We start from the raw sequence: 17499 nt of genomic DNA, 5'->3' as shown, positions 1-17499 counted from the left end.
GAGACTGCCATGAAGATTCGCAACGCGGTTTGGGTCGGCCTGCTGGCCGCGGCCCTGTCCGGTCCGTCCTGGGCCGTGGTGACCGGCAAGTTCGCCGTCACGCTGCCCGAGAAATCGCACCAGGGCCAGGGCGTGGCCAAGTTCGCCGAGCTGGTCAAGGCCAGGAGCAACGGCGAGATCGAGATCAAGCCCTTCTACGGCGGCGCGCTGGGTGACGACGTCAAGGTGACCTCGGCGCTGCAGGGCGGCACCATCGAGTTCACGGTGCCGCAAACCACCACGCTGACCGGCATGGTCAAGGCCTACGAGATCCTGGACTTTCCGTTCCTGTTCAAGAACGCCGAACAGGCCGAGAAGGTGCTCGACGGCCCCACGGGCCAGAAGCTGATGGACCTGCTGCCGGCGCAGGGGCTGGTCGGCCTGGCCTACTGGGAGAACGGCTTCTTCAACGCCACCAACAGCAAGCATCCGATCGCCAGGGTGGAGGACTTCAAGGGGTTGAAATTCCGCTCCATCCAGGCCCGCATCACGCAAGAGACGATCAAGGCGCTGGGCGCGAATCCGGTGCCGCTGGCGGTGCCCGAGCTCTACACGGCGCTGGAGACCAAGACCATCGACGGCCAGGGCACGCCCAACGCCGTGATCGCCGCGCTCAAGCTCTACGAGGTGCAGAAGTACCTGTCGATCACGCGCCACAGCTACGGCGCCTTCATCCCGCTGGTGTCCAAGAAGTTCTGGGACCAGCTCACGGCCGAGCAGCAGAAGATCCTGCGGGACGCGGCCGTGGAAGCCCGGGGTTACCAGCGCGAGGTGGCGCGCGCCCAGTCCGAGGGAGCACGCAAGATGATGGCCGAGAAAGGCCTGCAGGTGAACGAGGTCAGCGACGCCGAGCACGCGCGCATGCGCCAGGCCGTGCAGCCGGTGTGGGACATGTTCACGCCGGATGTCGGGGCCGAACTGGTCCAGGAAGTGGAGGCGCAGCTCAAGTAGACGCTGGCCACCACCCGCACGCAAGAGGGGCGCCGCGTGGCGCCCCTCTTGCGTGCCCTCCGCGCCGGCCCCGACCGGGCCGGCGCGCGGTATCATTCCTTCCAGGAATCGAGGTAGTTCGCCACCTTCACGTCGCGCGTCGCGGCATCGAGTTCCAGCGGGTAGCGCGAGTCGATCATCACCGCCACTTCGTCCGTGTATCGGCGCTCGCCCTTGTTGTTGGCGGCCGCGGCGGCAAAGGCCTTGGGGTGCGGGCCGTGGTGGAAGCCCGAAGGGTGCAGGGTAAACATGCCGGGCTTGATGTTGTCGCGCGAGAAGAACTGGCCCTGGTGGTAGAAGATCGACTCGTCGAACTCGTCGTTGTTGTGGAAGAACGGGACCTTCAGCGCGCCCGGGTCGCTCTCGATCGGGCGTGGCGCGAAGGTGCAGACGATGATGGTGTTCGACAGGAAGGTGGCGTGCACCGTCGGCGGCAGATGGTAGCGGTCCGACAGCAGCTCGCGGATGTCGCGCCAGTTGAGCTTGACCGGCACGCAGTCACCGTGCCAGCCCACGGCGTCCAGGAAGTTGTAGGGGAAGGTCACGGTGGTGACCTGCTGGCGCCGCTTGGCCAGCACGCGCGTCTCCCGCGTGTCGCTGTACTGGGCCTGGAAGGCGTCGTCGATCTTGGGCGTGTCCAGCACCGCCAGGTCGAACTGCGCGTGGTGGCCCAGGATGCCGCGTTCGGGCAGCACGAACAGGTCTTCCGTGGCCTCGATCATCAGCACCTCGTTGCGCACCCGGGTCTCGAGCCGCCAGGAGGTGCCGCGCGGGATGTTGATGTAGTCGCCCTCGCGATACGTCATGTGGCCGTAGTCACAGAAGAAGCTGCCTTCCCCCTTGTGGAAGAACAGGATCATGTCGCCGTCGCCGTTGCGCGCGAGGTCGGGCATGGAACTGTCGAACTTCCAGAAGTGCACCTGGGTCTGGGCGTTGTGCATGAAGCGCTGCGCCTGCCACGGGTTGGTGTCGCTGTCGGGCAGCTGGTTCAGGTCCAGCAGCGTCAGCTCCAGCGGGCCTTCCCATTTCGTCCAGCTCGTCGGCTTGTGCTTGTGCAGGATGTGGCTGGCCGGGCCGAAGAAGCCGTTGCGACCATGCTCGCGCTCGTACAGACCGTCCGGAATGTCGCAGTGGGCCTGCCGGCTGTGCACGCCTTCGCGCAGCGGAAAGCTGATGTATTTCTTCATCGAGGTCTCCAGATCTGTTAATCTAACAATAACGTTGTTACGATAAAAGCAACTACACCAATGTAGGGCAAGTGCCATCGGGGGTCAAGCCATGCCCCTGATCGCACCATGCCTGTTGGCATGGAGTTGAAGCCATGAAGAAGAGCGAGCTGGGCCCAGCGTTGCCCGAGGGGCTGCGGCCCACCATGCCTGCGCGGCCCGAACCCGTCGGCATCCAGTCGCTGGAACTGGGGCTGGCGCTGTTCGACGTGCTGGCGCGGCAGGGCCAGCCCTGCGGCGTGTCGGAGCTGGCGCGTGCGGCGGGCATGCACCGCGCCAAGGCGTACCGCTATCTGGTCAGCCTGGTGCGTGCGGGCTGGGTACAGCAGGACGGTCCGAGCGGGCTGTACGAGATCGGCCCGGCGTTGCGCCGGCTGGCGCTGTCCTGGCTGGCACGCCAGGACTGGATCGAACTCGCCAGCACCGAGGCGCGCGGCTTGGCGCAGTCGCAGGGCAACACCTGCCTGGTGGCAGTGCAGGGCCAGGGCGGTGTCACCGCGATCCGCGTCTGCCAGCCGGGACAGGGCGTTGCGGTCGGTGTCGCCGAGGGTGCCTTGTTCGACCTGCGCACCTCCGCCACCGGGCGCGTGTTTGCCACATGGGGCGAGCCGCCATGCACCGCCTTGCCGGCGCTGCTGCGTGAGCAGATCCGCTGGCGCGGCATCGCCGTGGTCGAGGGCGAACACGCAGCCGGCATCAACGCCATCAGCGCGCCGGTGTTCGACGCCCACGGCCAGTTGATGCTGGCGCTCACCCTGGTGGGGCCGGCCGCCGTGCTGCGCGCCGACCCGGATGGCGCGCAGGCCGAGGCCCTGCGCGAGGCCTGCGCGCGCGTGTCGAGGGCACTCGGCTGGCAGTCTGCGCCTGGCCCGGGATGACACCACCCGGCGCAGCGCGGAGTCGGGGCTCGCGAAAACCCGCGCCCGAGTGACAAGGCTGCATGGTGCTGCCGCGTTTGCACGGCGCAGTCCGCATTCGAGATGCGGCGGCCGCCCAGGGACATCTCCGGGGTGGCCGGACAGGGCGCCGCGGTCCTCCGCGGGCGCCAGGCCCGGGCGCTGCTCCGGTCAGGGACTCGCCTTCTCCGGCTCGGCCTCCTGCTTCAGGCGGCGCTCGGTCTGCTGCGCCAGGCGCGCCAGGCGCGCCGTGACGTCGTCCATGGCCGCCGCGGCGCGCTCGAACAGCGCGCCCTCGCTGGTGCGCAGGATCGCTTCCAGGGTTTCGCTGAAGGCCTCGAGCGGCTTCTGCGCGCGCACCAGCAGTTGCCCCGGCGTGGCGTCGGCAGGCGCGGGCTCGGCGGCGTCGCCACCGGCCCATGTCGCGAGCAGGCTGCGCGCGTCCTCGCCTCCAGCGGCGATCGGATCGTGGCCGCGCACGACGTGGTCCTCGTCGGCGGGGATCGGTACGGACGTGGGGGCCGGCGGCGCGGCGCTGGGGTGTGGCGCGGCGCCGGGACGCCCGGTCTCCTGCAGCAGTGCCGCGCTTTGCGCATCGCCGAGGCGCCGCAGCCGATCGGCCAGGGCACCCAGCTGGCGCGCGATCACGGATTCGTGCTGCGCCAGCACTTCGTCCAGCGCGCGGCGCGAGCCCACGGTGAGATCGGGCAGGCGCACGGGGCGCCGTTCGGCATGCCAGGCGCGGCGCCGCAGCCGGCGCAGCGCGGCGGCATGGCGCAGCTCCTCGGCCGCCAGTGCGTCGATTTCGGCCTGCGTGCCGGGGTCGGGGGCACGCGCGCTCAGGTAGCTGTAGAAGCTGAAGTTGCGCCGCGCGCTTTCCACCGCCAGCGCGAACACGCGGTACGGTGTGAGCAGGGCGCTGCGGCCGGCTTCGTCCCAGTGCTGGTGCAGGCTGGTCGGCAACTCGGGCGCGGGACTGGCAGCGGGCGTGGCCGCGCCGTCCGCGCAAGCACCGAGGTGCAGCAGCGCGGCCTGGTGCTCGCGCTGGTGCGCCAGCAACTCGCGCAGCGCTGCTGCCGTGGCGGCTTCACCGCGCCGCGCCATGGCTTCAGCCAGGCGCGCGTAGCGCTCGGTGGTGGCCTGCTCGATCGCGGCGACGAGCGCGCGCAAGCCGGGCCGGGTCACGGATTCGATGCCCGGGTCGTCGTCAAGCAGGGGTTGGCGCAGCAGGCGATCCGACATGGTGGTCTCCTGGGCCTCGGGGCAAGGCTGGCCGGCAAATGATGACATGGATCAGCAAATGGGTCGATCAAACCCGACCATTGCACTCGGAAAAGGGTGCCGCGCCGCGCCCCCGACCTATACTTTTTTCACGGTCGGCGACTGCAGCGCAGGCCCCTCTCGAATGCTTCCGGAGTTGACGTTGAAGAACCAGCTCGGGCGGGGGGTGCTGTTGCTCTTCGTCCTGTTCCTGACCCTTGTCTGGCCCGTCGCAGGGGCCCAGGAGGCGCCCACTGTCGGCACCTTCCTGGGCGCCGTGCAGCCCGGCGCGCTGGTGCCCGGCACCGACCGCTTCGGGCCGCTACGCGCACAGCCGCCGGTGGTGCCCGCGCTCAAGGGCGACGAGGTGCTCGGCTACGTCTACCTGACCTCGCAGTTCGTCAAGACCAACGGCTACTCGGGCAAGCCGATCCACACCCTGGTCGGGCTCGACAAGGACGGCACCATCGTCGGCCTGCACCTGGCGGCGCACGACGAGCCGATCGTGTTGATCGGCATCCCGGAGCGGCGCATCGTCGACGCCATGCAGGCCTTCATCGGCTACAACCCGCTGAAGGCGGCGGCCGAGGGCAGGGGTCCGCCGCAGGCCGACCTGGTGAGTGGCGCCACCGTCACGGCGCTGGTGATCGGCGAGGCGATCGTGCGCTCGGCGGTGCGCGTGGCGCGCCTGCTCGGCCTGGGCGGCGCCGCTGCGGCCAGCGCCGCGCCGGGCCCAGCGCGGGTGCTCGATCCGCAGGCCGGCACGGTCGAGGACTGGTCGGCCCTGCTGGCCGATGGCTCGGTGCGGCAACTGCAGCTGACGGTGGGCGAGGTCAACCAGGCCTTTGTCGATTCCGGCAACGCCGAGGCCGCCAAGCGCCCGCAGGCGGGCGCAGCCGACGAACCCTTCATCGACCTCTACGTGGCCCAGGTGTCGCAGCCGGCGATCGGGCGCAGCCTGCTGGGCGAGGCCGAGTACGAGGCCGTGGCCGGCATGCTGGCGCCGGGGCAGCAGGCGATCCTGGTGGCGGGCGACGGCCTGTATTCCTTCAAGGGATCGGGCTACGTGCGCGGCGGCATCTTTGATCGCATCGAGCTGGTGCAGGGTGCCGAAACCGTGCGCTTCACCGACCGCCTGCACCGGCGCGTCGGCGCGCTGCATGCCGAGGGCGCGCCGGACCTGGCCGAGGTCGATGTCTTCGTCGTGCCGCCGGACGCCGAGTTCGACGCCACCGCGCCGTGGCGCCTGCAACTGCTGGTGCAGCGTCCGATCGGCGCGCTGGACAAGGCCTTTGTCTCGTTTGGCCTGCCCTACGAATTGCCGCAGAAGTACACGCAGGCCAGTGCTGCGGCGGCTGGGCCCGTGGTACCTGCCCAAGCTGGTGCGGTGCCCGCGTCCGAGCTCGGCGCCGAGCCTGGCGCAGCCCTCGACGGAACGCCCAACGCGCTGGATCGGCTCGAGCAGGTGCCGCTCTGGCAGCGCATCTGGAAGAGCCGGGTCGCGGCCATCGTCGTGCTCGGCCTGATGCTGGTGGCGCTGACGGCGATCTTTTTCTTCCAGACCTGGTTCGTCAAGCGCGAGCGACTGTTCGACCGCGTGCGCATCGCCTTCCTCGCCGTGACCCTGATCTGGCTGGGCTGGGTCGCCGGGGCCCAGCTCTCGGTGGTGAACGTGCTCACCTTCCTGACGGCGCTGCGCGAAGGCTTCCACTGGGAGTCGTTCCTGGTGGACCCGCTGATCTTCATCCTCTGGGCCTCGGTGGCGGCAGCCCTCCTGTTCTGGGGGCGCGGGCCGTTCTGTGGCTGGCTGTGCCCGTTCGGCGCGCTGCAGGAGCTGAGCAACAAGCTGGCCAAGGCGCTCAAGCTGCCGCAGGTGAAGGTGCCCTGGGGCGTGCACGAGCGCCTGGTGCCGATCAAGTACATCCTGTTCCTCGGCCTGTTCGGCGTCTCGCTGGGCTCGCTGGCGGTGGCCGAGATGCTGGCCGAGGTCGAGCCCTTCAAGACCGCGATCGTGCTGCACTTCGTGCGCCCGGCGTGGTTCGTGGCGTTCGCGCTGGCGATGCTGCTGCCGGGGTTGTTCATCGAGCGCTTCTACTGCCGCTACCTGTGCCCGCTCGGCGCGGCGCTGGCGATCCCGGGGCGCATGCGCATGTTCGACTGGCTGCGCCGCTATCGCGAATGCGGCAATCCGTGCCAGCGCTGCTTCCACGAGTGCCCGGTCGAGGCGATCCACCCAGAAGGCCACATCAACCCCAACGAGTGCATCAGCTGCCTGCACTGCCAGGTCCTCTACTACCACGACCGCAAGTGCCCGGTGATGATCCAGCGCCGCCTCAAGCGCGAGAAGCGGGAGGCCCTGCGCGCGCAGGAAGCCACGACAGCACCGGTGCTGCAGGTGCACCGCCTCAAGTCCGATCCGACGGGTTGAACCCCACCTGGCGCTGGTGGAGCGCCGTGAACTGCCGATGAGGAGAGCAAGCGATGAGCGAAGACAAGACCAGGCCGACCCGTCCGGACCCCGGCCGGCGCGCGATTCTGGAGGGCAGCGTCAAGGTTGCCGCGGTGACCGCGGGCGCCGCCGCGGGCGGGCTGCTGAGCGGCTGCGGCGAGCACGGCGCCATCGGCGAGGCCGCGGCGCAGACTCGCCAGGCCGGGCGCAGCGCGGTGCAGGCGGCGCTCGCCAAGACGCACGTGGCGCCCGGCGAGCTGGATGAGTATTACGTGTTCTTCTCGGGCGGCCAGTCGGGCGAGATGCGCATCGTCGGCCTGCCCTCGATGCGCGAGCTGATGCGCGTGCCGGTGTTCAACTACTGCGGCGCCACCGGCTGGGGCCAGACCAACGAGAGCCGCAAGATCCTGACCGAGGGCCTGACGCCGGAGACGAAGAAGTTCCTGGCCAGCCGCGGCGGCGTGCTGCTCAACGGCGACCTGCACCACCCGCACATGTCGTTCACCGACGGCACCTACGATGGGCGCTACCTCTACATGAACGACAAGGCCAACACGCGCGTGGCGCGCGTGCGCTGCGACATCATGAAGTGCGACAAGATCATCGAACTGCCCAATCAGCAGACGGTGCACGGCCTGCGTGTGCAGAAGTACCCCAAGACCGGCTACGTGTTCTGCAACGGCGAGAACCGCGCGCCGATCCCCAACGACGGCAAGACCGCCCACGACAAGTCGACCTACCAATGCGTGTTCACCGCGCTCGATGGCGAGACCATGAAGGTCGCCTGGCAGGTGCTGGTCGACGGCAACCTCGACAACGTCGACGCCGACTACCAGGGCAAATACGCGTTTTCCACCTGCTACAACTCGGAAGAAGGCGTGACCCTGGCCGAGATGACGGCGGCCGAGCAGGACTGGGTGGTGATCTTCAACATCAAGCGCATCGAGGAAGCGGTCAAGGCGGGCAAGGCCAAGACGATCGGCGGCGTGCCGGTGCTCGACGGCAAGCACGGCTCGCCCTACACGCGCTATGTGCCGGTGGCCAACAACCCGCACGGCATGAACACGGCACCCGACGGCATCCACGTCGTGGCCAACGGCAAGCTGTCGCCGACCTGCACCGTGTTCGACGTGCGCAAGTTCGATGACCTGTTCGACGACAAGATCAAGCCGCGCGACACCGTGGTGGCCGAGCCGGAGCTGGGCCTCGGCCCGCTGCACACCGCCTTTGACGGCCGGGGCAACGCCTACACCACGCTGTTCGTCGACAGCCAGATCGTCAAGTGGAGCATCCAGAAGGCGATCGACAAGTACGCCGGCAAGGACGTCGATCCGATCATCCAGAAGCTCGACGTCGCCTACCAGCCCGGCCACAACCACACGTCGATGGGCCAGACCAGGGAGGCGGACGGCAAGTGGCTGATCTCGCTCAACAAGTTCTCCAAGGACCGCTTCCTCAACGTCGGCCCGCTCAAGCCCGAGAACGACCAGCTGATCGACATCTCGGGCGAGCAGATGATCGTGGTGCACGACGGGCCCTCGTTTGCCGAGCCGCACGACGCCACCATCATCCACCGCTCCAAGGTCAATCCCGTGAGCATCTGGCGGCGCGACGATCCGTTCTTCGCGGACGCGGCGAAGCAGGCCAAGGCCGACGGCGTCGTGCTGGAGGAGGCGGCCAAGGTGGTGCGCGACGGCAACAAGGTGCGCGTCTACATGTTCTCGGTGGCGCCCACCTTCAGCCTGACCGAGTTCTCCGTCAACCAGGGCGACGAGGTCACGGTCTACGTCACCAACCGCGACACGATCGAGGATCTGACGCACGGCTTCTGCATCGTCAACTATGGCATCGCGATGGAAATCTCGCCCCAGCAGACCTCGTCCGTGACCTTCGTCGCCGACCGGCCGGGGGTCTACTGGTACTACTGCCAGTGGTTCTGCCACGCGCTGCACATGGAGATGAAGGGGCGCATGTTCGTCGAGCCGAAGAAGGCCTGAGCGGCGCGGCGGGAGCAGGGCGCATGGGATGCCGGATCGTCGTGGCGCTGGGGCTGGCGATGCTGGCGCGGCTGGCCTCGGCCGACGCGGCCGAAATCCGCGTCGCGCCCGGCCAGGCACTGGCGCCGCTGATCGCGGCAGCGGCGCCCGGCGCGGTGCTGCGGCTTGCGCCCGGCCAGCATGCCGGGCCCTTGATGATCGACCGGCCGCTGGCGCTGCTGGGCGAGCCCGGGGCCGTGCTCACCGGCAGTGGCGCCGGCAGCGTGGTGACGGTCGAGGCCGACGACGTGCGCGTCGAGGGGCTGGAAATCCGCGGCTCCGGCGACGACCTGCCGGCGATGGATTCGGCCATCCTGGTGCGCGCGGGCGCGCGCCGCGTCATCGTGCGCGGCAATCGCCTGGAGGGCAACCTGTTCGGCGTCTACCTGCACGGCACGCCCGACGCGCGGGTCGAGGGCAACACCATCGTCGGGCGGCGCGATGCGCGCATGGCCGACGCCGGCAACGGCGTGACGCTCTGGAACGCCCCCGGTTCGCGCGTGGTCGGCAACACCGTGCGCTACGGGCGCGACGGCATCTATGTGCGCACCAGTCGTGACAACACCTTTGCCGACAACCGCTTTGCCGACCTGCGCTTCGCCATCCACTACATGTACACGCTGGACAGCCGCATCGTCGGCAATCACTCGCGTGGCAACCACGTCGGCCTGGCGATCATGTTTTCCACCGGCCTCGAGATCCGGGGCAACGTGTCCGACGACGATCGCGACCACGGCCTGCTGCTGAACGCCACCAACGACTCGCGGATCACCGGCAACGTGGTGCGCCACAGCCGCGGCAAGTGCGTGTTCGTCTACAACGCCAACCACAACCGGCTGGCCGAGAACTGGTTCGAGGGCTGCCCGATCGGCATCCATTTCACGGCCGGTTCCGAGGGCAACGTGGTGACCGGCAACGCCTTCGTCGCCAACCGCGTGCAGGTCAAGTACGTCGGCACGCGCTTCATCGACTGGGCCGCGGACGGACGCGGCAACTACTGGAGCGACAACCCGGCCTTCGACCTCGACGGCGACGGCATCGCCGACCGGCCGTACCGCCCCAACGACGTCATGGACGAGGTCTACTGGACGCTGCCCCAGGCCAAGCTGCTGGCCAGCAGTCCGGCGGTGCAGATGGTGCGCTGGGCGCAGGCGCGCTTCCCGGCGCTGTACCCGGGTGGCGTGTTCGACAGCGCGCCCCTGATGCGTCCGGTGCGGGTGCTCGCGCCGCCACCCTCATGACGACGGTTGCCGAGTGGCGGGACGTGAGCCGGTGCTACGGTGCGCTGCGCGCGGTGGCGGATGTCTCGCTGGCGCTGCGGGCGGGCGAGGTCACGGCCCTGGTCGGCCACAACGGCGCCGGCAAGACCACCCTGATCAAGCTGCTGCTGGGCCTGATCCGCCCCAGTGCCGGCGCGGTGCGGGTGCTCGGCCTCGACCCCGCGGGCCGCGCTGGCGCGCGGGCCCGGCAGGCGCTCGGCTTCGTGCCGGAAAACGTCGCCTTCCATGGCGCCATGACGGCGCTCGAGCTGATGGCGTTCTACGCACGCCTGAAGAACTGCGCGCCGGCCCGCAACCTGGCGCTGCTCGAGCGTGTCGGCCTGGCCGAGGCGGCGCGCCGGCGCGTCGCGACCTATTCCAAGGGCATGCGCCAGCGCCTGGGCATGGCGCAGGCGCTGATCGGCGCGCCGCGCCTGCTGCTGTTTGACGAGCCCACCAGCGGGCTCGATCCGGCCTCGCGCGCCGAGGTCTACGCCACCATCGACCGCCTGCGCGCGGATGGCGCGACCGTGCTGGTGTCGACCCACGCGCTGGCCGAAATCGAGCGCCACGTCGACCGCGTCGCCATCATGCACCGCGGGCGCCTGCTGGCGCTGGGTGCGCTGGCCGAGTTGCAGCGTGGCAGCGCGTTGCCGCTGCGCCTGCGCGTGTGCTTGCGTCCGGGCGGCGCTGCCCGGGTCGCCGCCGTCCTGCCGCCCGGTGTCTCCTGCACTCCCGTGGGCGACGACACGACGCTGGAACTCGTCCTGGCGCCGGCCGGCAAGATGGCGTTGCTGCGCACGCTCGTGAACCTGGGCGACGCGGTCGAGGACCTCGACTGGACCACGCCGGGCCTGGAGGCCCTGCATCGCCAACTGGTGGCGGCCAGCGCGGTGCCGGAGGCCCGGGCATGAAGACGCTGCTGATCGCCTGGCAGGAGGTGCGCATCGGCCTGCGCAACCGCTGGGTGCTGGCCACCACGCTGCTGCTGGCCGCGCTGGCGCTGTCGCTGGTGTTGCTGGGCAGCGCACCCGCCGGCAACGTCAAGGCCGACCCGCTCGAGGTCGTGATCGTCAGCCTGGCCAGCCTGACCATCTTCCTGCTGCCGCTGATCGCGCTGCTGCTGTCGTTCGACGCCATCGTCGGCGAGCACGAGCGCGGCACGCTGATGCTGCTGCTGGCCTATCCGGTGGCGCGCTGGCAGGTGGCGGTCGGCAAGGTGCTGGGGCAGACCGCGATCATTGCCGTGGCCACCCTCCTCGGCTATGGCGTGGCGGCCCTGGCGCTGGCCTGGCAGGCCGAGGGCATGCCGCAGGCCTGGGGTGCGTTCGGCGCCATGGTCGCGACCTCGATCCTGCTGGGCGCCGCCTTCGTGGCACTCGGCTGCCTCGCCAGCGCCCTGGTGCGCGAGCGCGCGACCGCGGCCGGCCTGGCGGTGGCGGCGTGGCTGCTGTTCGTGCTGCTCTACGACACGGCGCTGCTCGGCCTGCTGGTGGCCGACGGCGGCCGCCACGTGGGGGCGCGCGCACTGAACATCGCCCTGCTGTTCAACCCGGCCGACGCCTACCGTCTCTACAACCTCGGCGCGACCGAAGGCACCGCGGTCTACAGCGGCATGGCCGGCCCGGGCACGGCGAGCGCGCCGGCATCCGGCCTGCTGCTGGCGGTGCTGGTGGCCTGGGTGCTGGTGCCGCTGGCACTGGCCGTGCTGGCGTTGCGGCGCAGGTCGATATGAAGCAGCAGACTGGCGCCACGCAGGCCCGGTCCCGGGCCGCTCTGCGCTGCACGGCGCTGCTGCTGGCGTGCGGCATGCTCGCCGCGGGTTGCGAGCGTGCGCCGCAGCCGAGCGCCGCACCACCAGCGGTCGAAATCGGTGGCGACGTCAGGTTCGAGGCCGTGGGCTACTACTGCGGCATGCTGCTGGCCGATCACCCCGGTCCCAAGGGCCAGATCCACCTGACGAGCCGCGCGCAGCCACTGTGGTTTTCCTCGGTGCGCGATGCGATCGCCTTCACGCGCCTGCCCGAGGAGCCGCGCGACATCGTCGCCATCTACGTGAACGACATGGGCCGCGCGAGCAACTGGGAGCAGCCCGAGGCTGGCACCTGGGTCGAGGCGCGCCAGGCCTGGTTCGTGGTCGACAGCAGCGTGCGCGGCGGCATGGGCGCCCCCGAGGCGATCCCGTTCGCCCAGGAAGCCGCGGCCGAAGCGTTTCGCCAGCGCCACGGCGGGCGCATCGTGCGCCTCGCTCAAGTGCCGGATGCCTACGTGCTGGGCCCGGTCGACCTGGTGCCTCAGTCGCTGTCGCCATCCGGTCTTGCAGCACCGGCGCGCAGCGCGGATCCGGATCCGTCCGCGCCTGCCACCGTTCCCTTGCGGTCCCCACCTTGAGCGAGCCTGCCATGCTGAAACGCCGACGCTTCCTGACCCTGTCCGCCTGCTGCGCCGCACCGACCTGGGCGCACGCGCTCCCATCGCTTCAGCCGGTGGTCTGGCGCGGCGTCGCGCTCGGTGCGCTGGCGTCGATGCAGCTTGTGCACCCCGATCGCGCCTGGGCGCGCGCGGTGCTGGCGCGCTGCCTGGACGAGATCGAGCGCCTGGAAGGCATCTTCAGCCTGTACCGGCCCGACTCGGCCCTGTCCCGCCTGAATGCCAGCGGCGAGCTGCGGGCGCCGCCGCACGAACTGGTCGAACTGCTGTCGACCAGCCTCGCACTGGCGCGCGCCAGCGGCGGCGCGTTCGACCCCAGCATCCAGCCGCTGATGCAGCTTTATTTCAGGCATTTCGCCACCCCCGGCGCGGCGCCCGATGGGCCGACGCCGGCGCAGCTTGCGCGCGCCAGGGCGGCCGTGGGCCATGCCGACATCGAAGTGGCCAGTGGGCGCATCCGGCTGCTGCGCCCTGGCGCCGCGCTCACGCTCAACGGCGTGGCCCAGGGCTTCATCACCGACCGCGTCGCCGGCCTGCTGCGCGCCGCGGGCCTCACGCACCTGCTGCTCGACCTGGGCGAAGGGCGCGCTCACGGCCGCCGTGCCGACGGCCAGCCGTGGCGCGCCAGCGTGGCCGACCCGGCCAATCCCGCGCGTGGGCTGTTCGAACTCAGGCTCGGCAGCGAACCCGGCCTGCTGCCGGCCCTGGCCACCTCCGCCGGATCGGGCACGACCTTTGACGCGCAAGCGCGCCTGCACCACCTGCTTGATCCGGCCAGCGGTCGCAGTGCCCATTTTCACGCCTCGGTCTCGGTGGCGGCCGACAGCGCCACCCTGGCCGACGGGCTGTCCACTGCCCTGTCGGTGCTGCCGGCCGAACGCGGCGCCGCGCTGCTCGCGCAGCACGCCGGCGCGCGCGCCTGGCTCGTCGACCGGCACGGCAGCGTGACGCAGATCGGCGCGAGCTGAGCAGTGCCGCGCTGCGCGTGGGCCGGCCTCAGTCGGGTGGGATGACCATGTTGCCGCCGATCCCAGTGGCAGCATCTGGTGGCAAGGCGGGCCATTGCATCACGCTTGTCTTCGTTGGGCCTGGGGAGTGGACGCGGCGCTGCGCCGGCGCACGTGCTGCTCACGCAGCCGGCCGACGACGCCGCTGGGGAAGTAGTAGACCGAGAGCACGAACAGCAGGCCGAGCCAGAGCAGCCAGCGATCGGGCGAGAACAGGGTCGGCAGCAGCGGCACGCCGGCCAGCGCCTCGCCGGCCAGGCGCAGCAGGTCTTGCAGGTAGCTTTGCGCCACCATGAACAGCACGGCGCCCACCAGCGCGCCGTACATGGTGCCCATGCCGCCGATGACGACGATCAGCAGCACGTCGATCATGATCTCGAACGACAGCGAGGTGTCCGGTCCGTTGTAGCGCAGCCAGAGCGCCAGCATGCAGCCGGCCAGCGTGGCGAACAGCGCCGACAGCACCGAGGACAGGGTGCGGTACACCACCACGCGGTAGCCGATCGCCTCGGCGCGGAACTCGTTCTCGCGGATCGCCTGCAGCACGCGCCCGAAGGGCGAGTTGACGATGCGCAGCAGTGCCAGCACCAGCGCCACGGTGAGCGCGAACAGCAGGTAGTAGGTGATGAACTTGCCGTCGATCAGCACGCCGAGGAATTCGTCCTCGAAGGGCTCGAAGCTGGGCGACAGCCATTGGGGCAGGCGAAACGTCAGGCCGTCCTCGCCGCCGGTGAGCGTGGACAGCTGCGAGGCCAGGGTCTGGAAGGCCGCCGCCACGGCGAGCGTGATCATGGCGAAGAAGATGGCGCGCACGCGCAGCGAGAACAGGCCGATCGCCAGTGCCAGCAGCAGCGACAGCGCCAGCGCGCCCAGCGTGCCAACGGCCAGCGCGCCCCAGGTGGCGCCCATGTGCGTGCAGGCGATGGCGATGCCGTAGGCGCCGATGCCGAAGAACATGGTGTGGGCGAAGCTGACGATGCCGGTGTAGCCCAGCAGCAGGTCGAAGGCGGCCACCAGCACGACGAAGACCAGCACCTTGGCCGCCACGTTGAGCGCCTTGACGCCCGGGAACAGGAAGGGCGCGAAGGCCAGGCCCAGCACGATGGCGACCAGGATCAGCGCCAGCAGCTTGCTGCGCGGCAGGTCGTGGGACAACAGGCGACTCAGCATGTCAGCGAACCTGGAAGGCGAGAAGACTGCCGGACGCGAAGGACGCGAAGACTGCGCGCAAGACGCAAAAGGAAAACCAGATTTTTGGTGGTTCTGTTTCGCGTTCTTCGCGTCACTTTCGCGTCCTTCGCGTCCGGCAGTTCGGCTGTTGAAGCGTTCATGACCACGTCAGCGGTTGGCCACCGGGTAGATCCCCTGCGGGCGCCACAGCAGCACGGCGACCATCAGGCCGATATTGGAGAACAGCGCCACCTTGGGCGCGAGGAAGCCGGTGTAGTTGGCCATCAGCCCCACCAGCAGGGCACCGATCAGCGCGCCCGTGGTGCTGCCCAGGCCGCCGATGATGATGACGATGAAGATCAGGATCAGCACCTGGCCGCCCATTTGCGGCAGCACGATCTGCTGGTAGAGCCCCCACATCACGCCGCCCAGGCCCGCGAGGGCGCTGCCGACCACGAACACGCCGACGAACAGGCGCCGGATGCGGTAGCCCAGCGCCTCCACCATCTCGCGCTCCTGCACGCCGGCGCGGATCAAGAGGCCGACCTTGGTGCGGGCCAGCGTCCACAGCAGCAGGGCGAAGACCACGGCGCCGACCCCGACCGCGACGACGCGGTATTTCTCGATCGCCGCCTCGCCGATCAGCCACGAGCCCTGCATGCCCGTCGGCAGCGGCAGCGGAATCTGCTGCGGGCCCCAGATCACCTTGATCAGCTCCTCGCCGATGATGGCACCGCCCATGGTGATCAGGATCTGCTTGAGGTGCTGGCCGTAGACCGGGCGCACCAGGAAGCGCTCGAAGGCGATGCCGACGGTGCCGGCCACCGCCATCGCCGCCAGCATTGCCGGCAGCACCGCCAGCAGGTTGCGCCACAGCTCGGCCGAGCCGGTCCAGTCGGACATGCCGGCCAGCACGCTGGTGGCGACGAAGGCGCCCAGGGCGATGAACACGCCGTGGCCGAAATTGAGCACGTCCATCAGGCCGAACACCAGGGTCAGGCCGGAGGCGACGATGAAGATGATCATGCCCATGGCCAGCCCCGCCACCGTGAGCGTGAGCCAGGCCGAGCCGGAGCCGATGAGCGGCACTGCGATGAGCGCCAGCAGGGGCACCAGCAGCAGGGGCTTGTAGTCGAAGTCGGGATTCATGGGGTCACAGGGCCAGGCCCAGGAGCTGCTGCTGCAATGCCGGATCCGCCGCCAGCGCCTGCATGCTGCCGGCGTGCACGATGCGGCCGTTGTCCATGACGGCGACGCTGTCGCCCAGGCGCTGGGCGAAGGCCAGGTTCTGCTCCACCAGCAGGATGGTCACGCCGCTGGCCTTCAGCTGCTGGAAGGCGTCGATCATGTTGTTGATGATGCTCGGGGCCAGGCCCTTGCTTGGCTCGTCGACGATCAGGAGCTGGCGCGGCTCGACGATGGCGCGGCTCACCGCCAGCATCTGCTTCTGCCCGCCCGAGAGCTTGCCCGCCGGGTGGTTCCAGAATTTCTCCATGGCCGGAAAGAGCTGGAAGATCCACTGCAGGCGGGCGTGGTCGATCTGCGCCGCGTTGCGCGCGCGCCGCGCCGCCAGCACCATGTTCTCCTTCACCGTCAGGTCGGCGAAGATGCCCATGTTCTCCGGCACGTAGGCAATGCCGAGCTCGGCGATCTGCGGCGTGTGCCGCTTCGTGATGTCCTGGCCGTCGAAGGAGATGCGGCCCCGGCTTGCCTGCCACAGCCCCATGATGGTGCGCAGCGTCGTCGTCTTGCCGGCGCCGTTGCGCCCCAGCAGCAGCGTCAGCTCGCCGCGCGGCACCGCCAGGTCGACGCCGTGCAGGATGTGGTAGGCGCCGATGTGCGTGTGCACGCCTTCAAGCGTGAGCAAGTGGTCGCTCATGGATGTGCCTTTGAACTTCCGGACGCGAAGGACGCGAAGCTTGCGCGAAGGACGCGAAAAGACAGCTCATCAGAATCGGATTTTTCTTTCGCGTTCTTCGCGCAAGCTTCGCGTCCTTCGCGTGCGGCAGTTGAGGTCCCGCTCACGCCGCCACCTCGTCCTTCGCCACCCCGAGGTAAGCTTCCTGCACCACCGGCGAGGCGATGACCTCGGCTGGTTCGCCGTCGGCCACCAGGCTGCCGTTGGTCAGCACGATGATGCGGTCGGCGAGCTCGCGCACCACGTCCATCTTGTGCTCGACCAGCAGGATGGTCTTGCTGCGGTCCTGCTTCAGGCGCCGGATCAGGTCCAGGATGACCGGCGCCTCGTCGGCGCTCATGCCGGCGGTGGGTTCGTCGAACATGTAGACGCTGGGCTCCAGCGCCATCAGCAGCGCGACCTCGAGCTTGCGCTGGTCGCCGTGCGGCAGGCCGGCCACCGGCATGCCCTCCAGCGCACCCATGGCGACCGAGTCCAGGATCTCGCGCGCGCGCCGCGTCCAGTCCGTGCGGTCGCTCCAGATGCGCCACAGGTTCAGGCCGCCGCCGCTCGCCGCCTGCACCGCCAGGCGCACGTTCTCCAGCACCGACAGGCCGGGGAACAGGTTGGTGAGCTGGAAGGCGCGGCCCAGGCCGGCCTTGGTGCGCGCCGCCGCGGACAGGGCGGACAGGTCGCGGCCGTCCAGCACCACGCGCCCGCTGGCGGCCCTGAGCTGGCCCGAGATCAGGTTGAAGTAGGTCGTCTTGCCGGCGCCGTTGGGGCCAACGATGGCCGTCAGCGTGCCGGGTTCGAAGCGGCACGTCACCGCGTTGACGGCCA

The 17499-nt window shown here is 69.7% G+C and carries 15 protein-coding genes; 9 read left to right on the top strand and 6 right to left on the bottom strand.

Translation table 11 applies throughout. The annotated features are described in order from the left end of the window. Nucleotides 1-9: 9 nt before the first annotated feature. The gene (locus tag PKA16_RS07495) at nucleotides 10-990 is read left to right on the top strand and encodes a TRAP transporter substrate-binding protein (protein ID WP_324401906.1); all 981 of its coding nucleotides are present in this window, start codon (nucleotides 10-12) and stop codon (nucleotides 988-990) included. A 92-nt stretch (nucleotides 991-1082) separates the two neighbouring features. Here the strand turns inward: PKA16_RS07495 and PKA16_RS07490 are convergent, their stop codons facing one another. Next, the gene (locus tag PKA16_RS07490; protein ID WP_324401904.1) at nucleotides 1083-2216 is read right to left on the bottom strand and encodes a homogentisate 1,2-dioxygenase; all 1134 of its coding nucleotides are present in this window, start codon (nucleotides 2214-2216) and stop codon (nucleotides 1083-1085) included. A 134-nt stretch (nucleotides 2217-2350) separates the two neighbouring features. On the opposite strand from PKA16_RS07490, the gene PKA16_RS07485 reads away from it, so the two are divergent. Continuing rightward, the gene (locus tag PKA16_RS07485) at nucleotides 2351-3133 is read left to right on the top strand and encodes an IclR family transcriptional regulator (protein ID WP_324401902.1); all 783 of its coding nucleotides are present in this window, start codon (nucleotides 2351-2353) and stop codon (nucleotides 3131-3133) included. A gap of 189 nt (nucleotides 3134-3322) precedes the next feature. Here the strand turns inward: PKA16_RS07485 and PKA16_RS07480 are convergent, their stop codons facing one another. Then, nucleotides 3323-4441, bottom strand: coding sequence for a hypothetical protein (locus tag PKA16_RS07480; protein WP_324401900.1), 1119 nt, complete (start codon nucleotides 4439-4441; stop codon nucleotides 3323-3325). A 127-nt stretch (nucleotides 4442-4568) separates the two neighbouring features. On the opposite strand from PKA16_RS07480, the gene PKA16_RS07475 reads away from it, so the two are divergent. Genes PKA16_RS07475 through PKA16_RS07445 form a run of 7 tightly spaced genes read left to right on the top strand, consistent with a single transcriptional unit; the run spans nucleotide 4569 to nucleotide 13553 of the window. Further along, nucleotides 4569-6839, top strand: coding sequence for a 4Fe-4S binding protein (locus PKA16_RS07475; protein WP_324401898.1), 2271 nt, complete (start codon nucleotides 4569-4571; stop codon nucleotides 6837-6839). Nucleotides 6840-6892: 53 nt separating this feature from the next. After that, the gene (gene nosZ / locus PKA16_RS07470; RefSeq protein ID WP_324401896.1) at nucleotides 6893-8857 is read left to right on the top strand and encodes a TAT-dependent nitrous-oxide reductase; all 1965 of its coding nucleotides are present in this window, start codon (nucleotides 6893-6895) and stop codon (nucleotides 8855-8857) included. Nucleotides 8858-8880: 23 nt separating this feature from the next. Further along, a complete protein-coding gene (locus PKA16_RS07465) occupies nucleotides 8881-10137 on the top strand; it encodes a nitrous oxide reductase family maturation protein NosD (protein ID WP_324401894.1) in 1257 nt (418 codons plus the stop codon). Beyond that, on the top strand, nucleotides 10134-11069 hold the full coding sequence (locus PKA16_RS07460; RefSeq protein ID WP_324401892.1) for an ABC transporter ATP-binding protein: 936 nt from the start codon (nucleotides 10134-10136) through the stop codon (nucleotides 11067-11069). The genes PKA16_RS07465 and PKA16_RS07460 overlap by 4 nt, the downstream gene beginning before the upstream one ends. Further along, nucleotides 11066-11890, top strand: coding sequence for an ABC transporter permease subunit (locus tag PKA16_RS07455; RefSeq protein ID WP_324401890.1), 825 nt, complete (start codon nucleotides 11066-11068; stop codon nucleotides 11888-11890). The genes PKA16_RS07460 and PKA16_RS07455 overlap by 4 nt, the downstream gene beginning before the upstream one ends. After that, a complete protein-coding gene (locus PKA16_RS07450; protein WP_324401888.1) occupies nucleotides 11887-12546 on the top strand; it encodes a nitrous oxide reductase accessory protein NosL in 660 nt (219 codons plus the stop codon). The genes PKA16_RS07455 and PKA16_RS07450 overlap by 4 nt, the downstream gene beginning before the upstream one ends. A gap of 11 nt (nucleotides 12547-12557) precedes the next feature. Next, nucleotides 12558-13553 (top strand): FAD:protein FMN transferase, encoded by a 996-nt coding sequence (locus PKA16_RS07445; RefSeq protein WP_324401887.1) that lies wholly within the window; start codon nucleotides 12558-12560, stop codon nucleotides 13551-13553. A gap of 99 nt (nucleotides 13554-13652) precedes the next feature. On the opposite strand, the gene PKA16_RS07440 is transcribed toward PKA16_RS07445, so the two are convergent. From PKA16_RS07440 to PKA16_RS07425, 4 genes are all read right to left on the bottom strand, one after another. Next, the gene (locus PKA16_RS07440; RefSeq protein ID WP_324401885.1) at nucleotides 13653-14762 is read right to left on the bottom strand and encodes a branched-chain amino acid ABC transporter permease; all 1110 of its coding nucleotides are present in this window, start codon (nucleotides 14760-14762) and stop codon (nucleotides 13653-13655) included. A 168-nt stretch (nucleotides 14763-14930) separates the two neighbouring features. Further along, complete coding sequence (locus PKA16_RS07435; RefSeq protein WP_324401883.1) at nucleotides 14931-15911, bottom strand: branched-chain amino acid ABC transporter permease; 981 nt, start codon at nucleotides 15909-15911, stop codon at nucleotides 14931-14933. A 4-nt stretch (nucleotides 15912-15915) separates the two neighbouring features. Beyond that, nucleotides 15916-16641, bottom strand: coding sequence for an ABC transporter ATP-binding protein (locus tag PKA16_RS07430; protein WP_324401881.1), 726 nt, complete (start codon nucleotides 16639-16641; stop codon nucleotides 15916-15918). A 142-nt stretch (nucleotides 16642-16783) separates the two neighbouring features. Then, on the bottom strand, nucleotides 16784-17499 hold a 716-nt coding region (locus PKA16_RS07425), incomplete at its 5' end, for an ABC transporter ATP-binding protein (protein ID WP_324401879.1).

The sequence above is a fragment of the Ottowia sp. genome (assembly GCF_035325765.1).
Classification (GTDB): Bacteria; Pseudomonadota; Gammaproteobacteria; order Burkholderiales; family Burkholderiaceae_C; genus Ottowia.
Note: the sequence above shows the minus strand (reverse complement) of the source record. Positions and strands in the feature narration are given on the sequence as shown.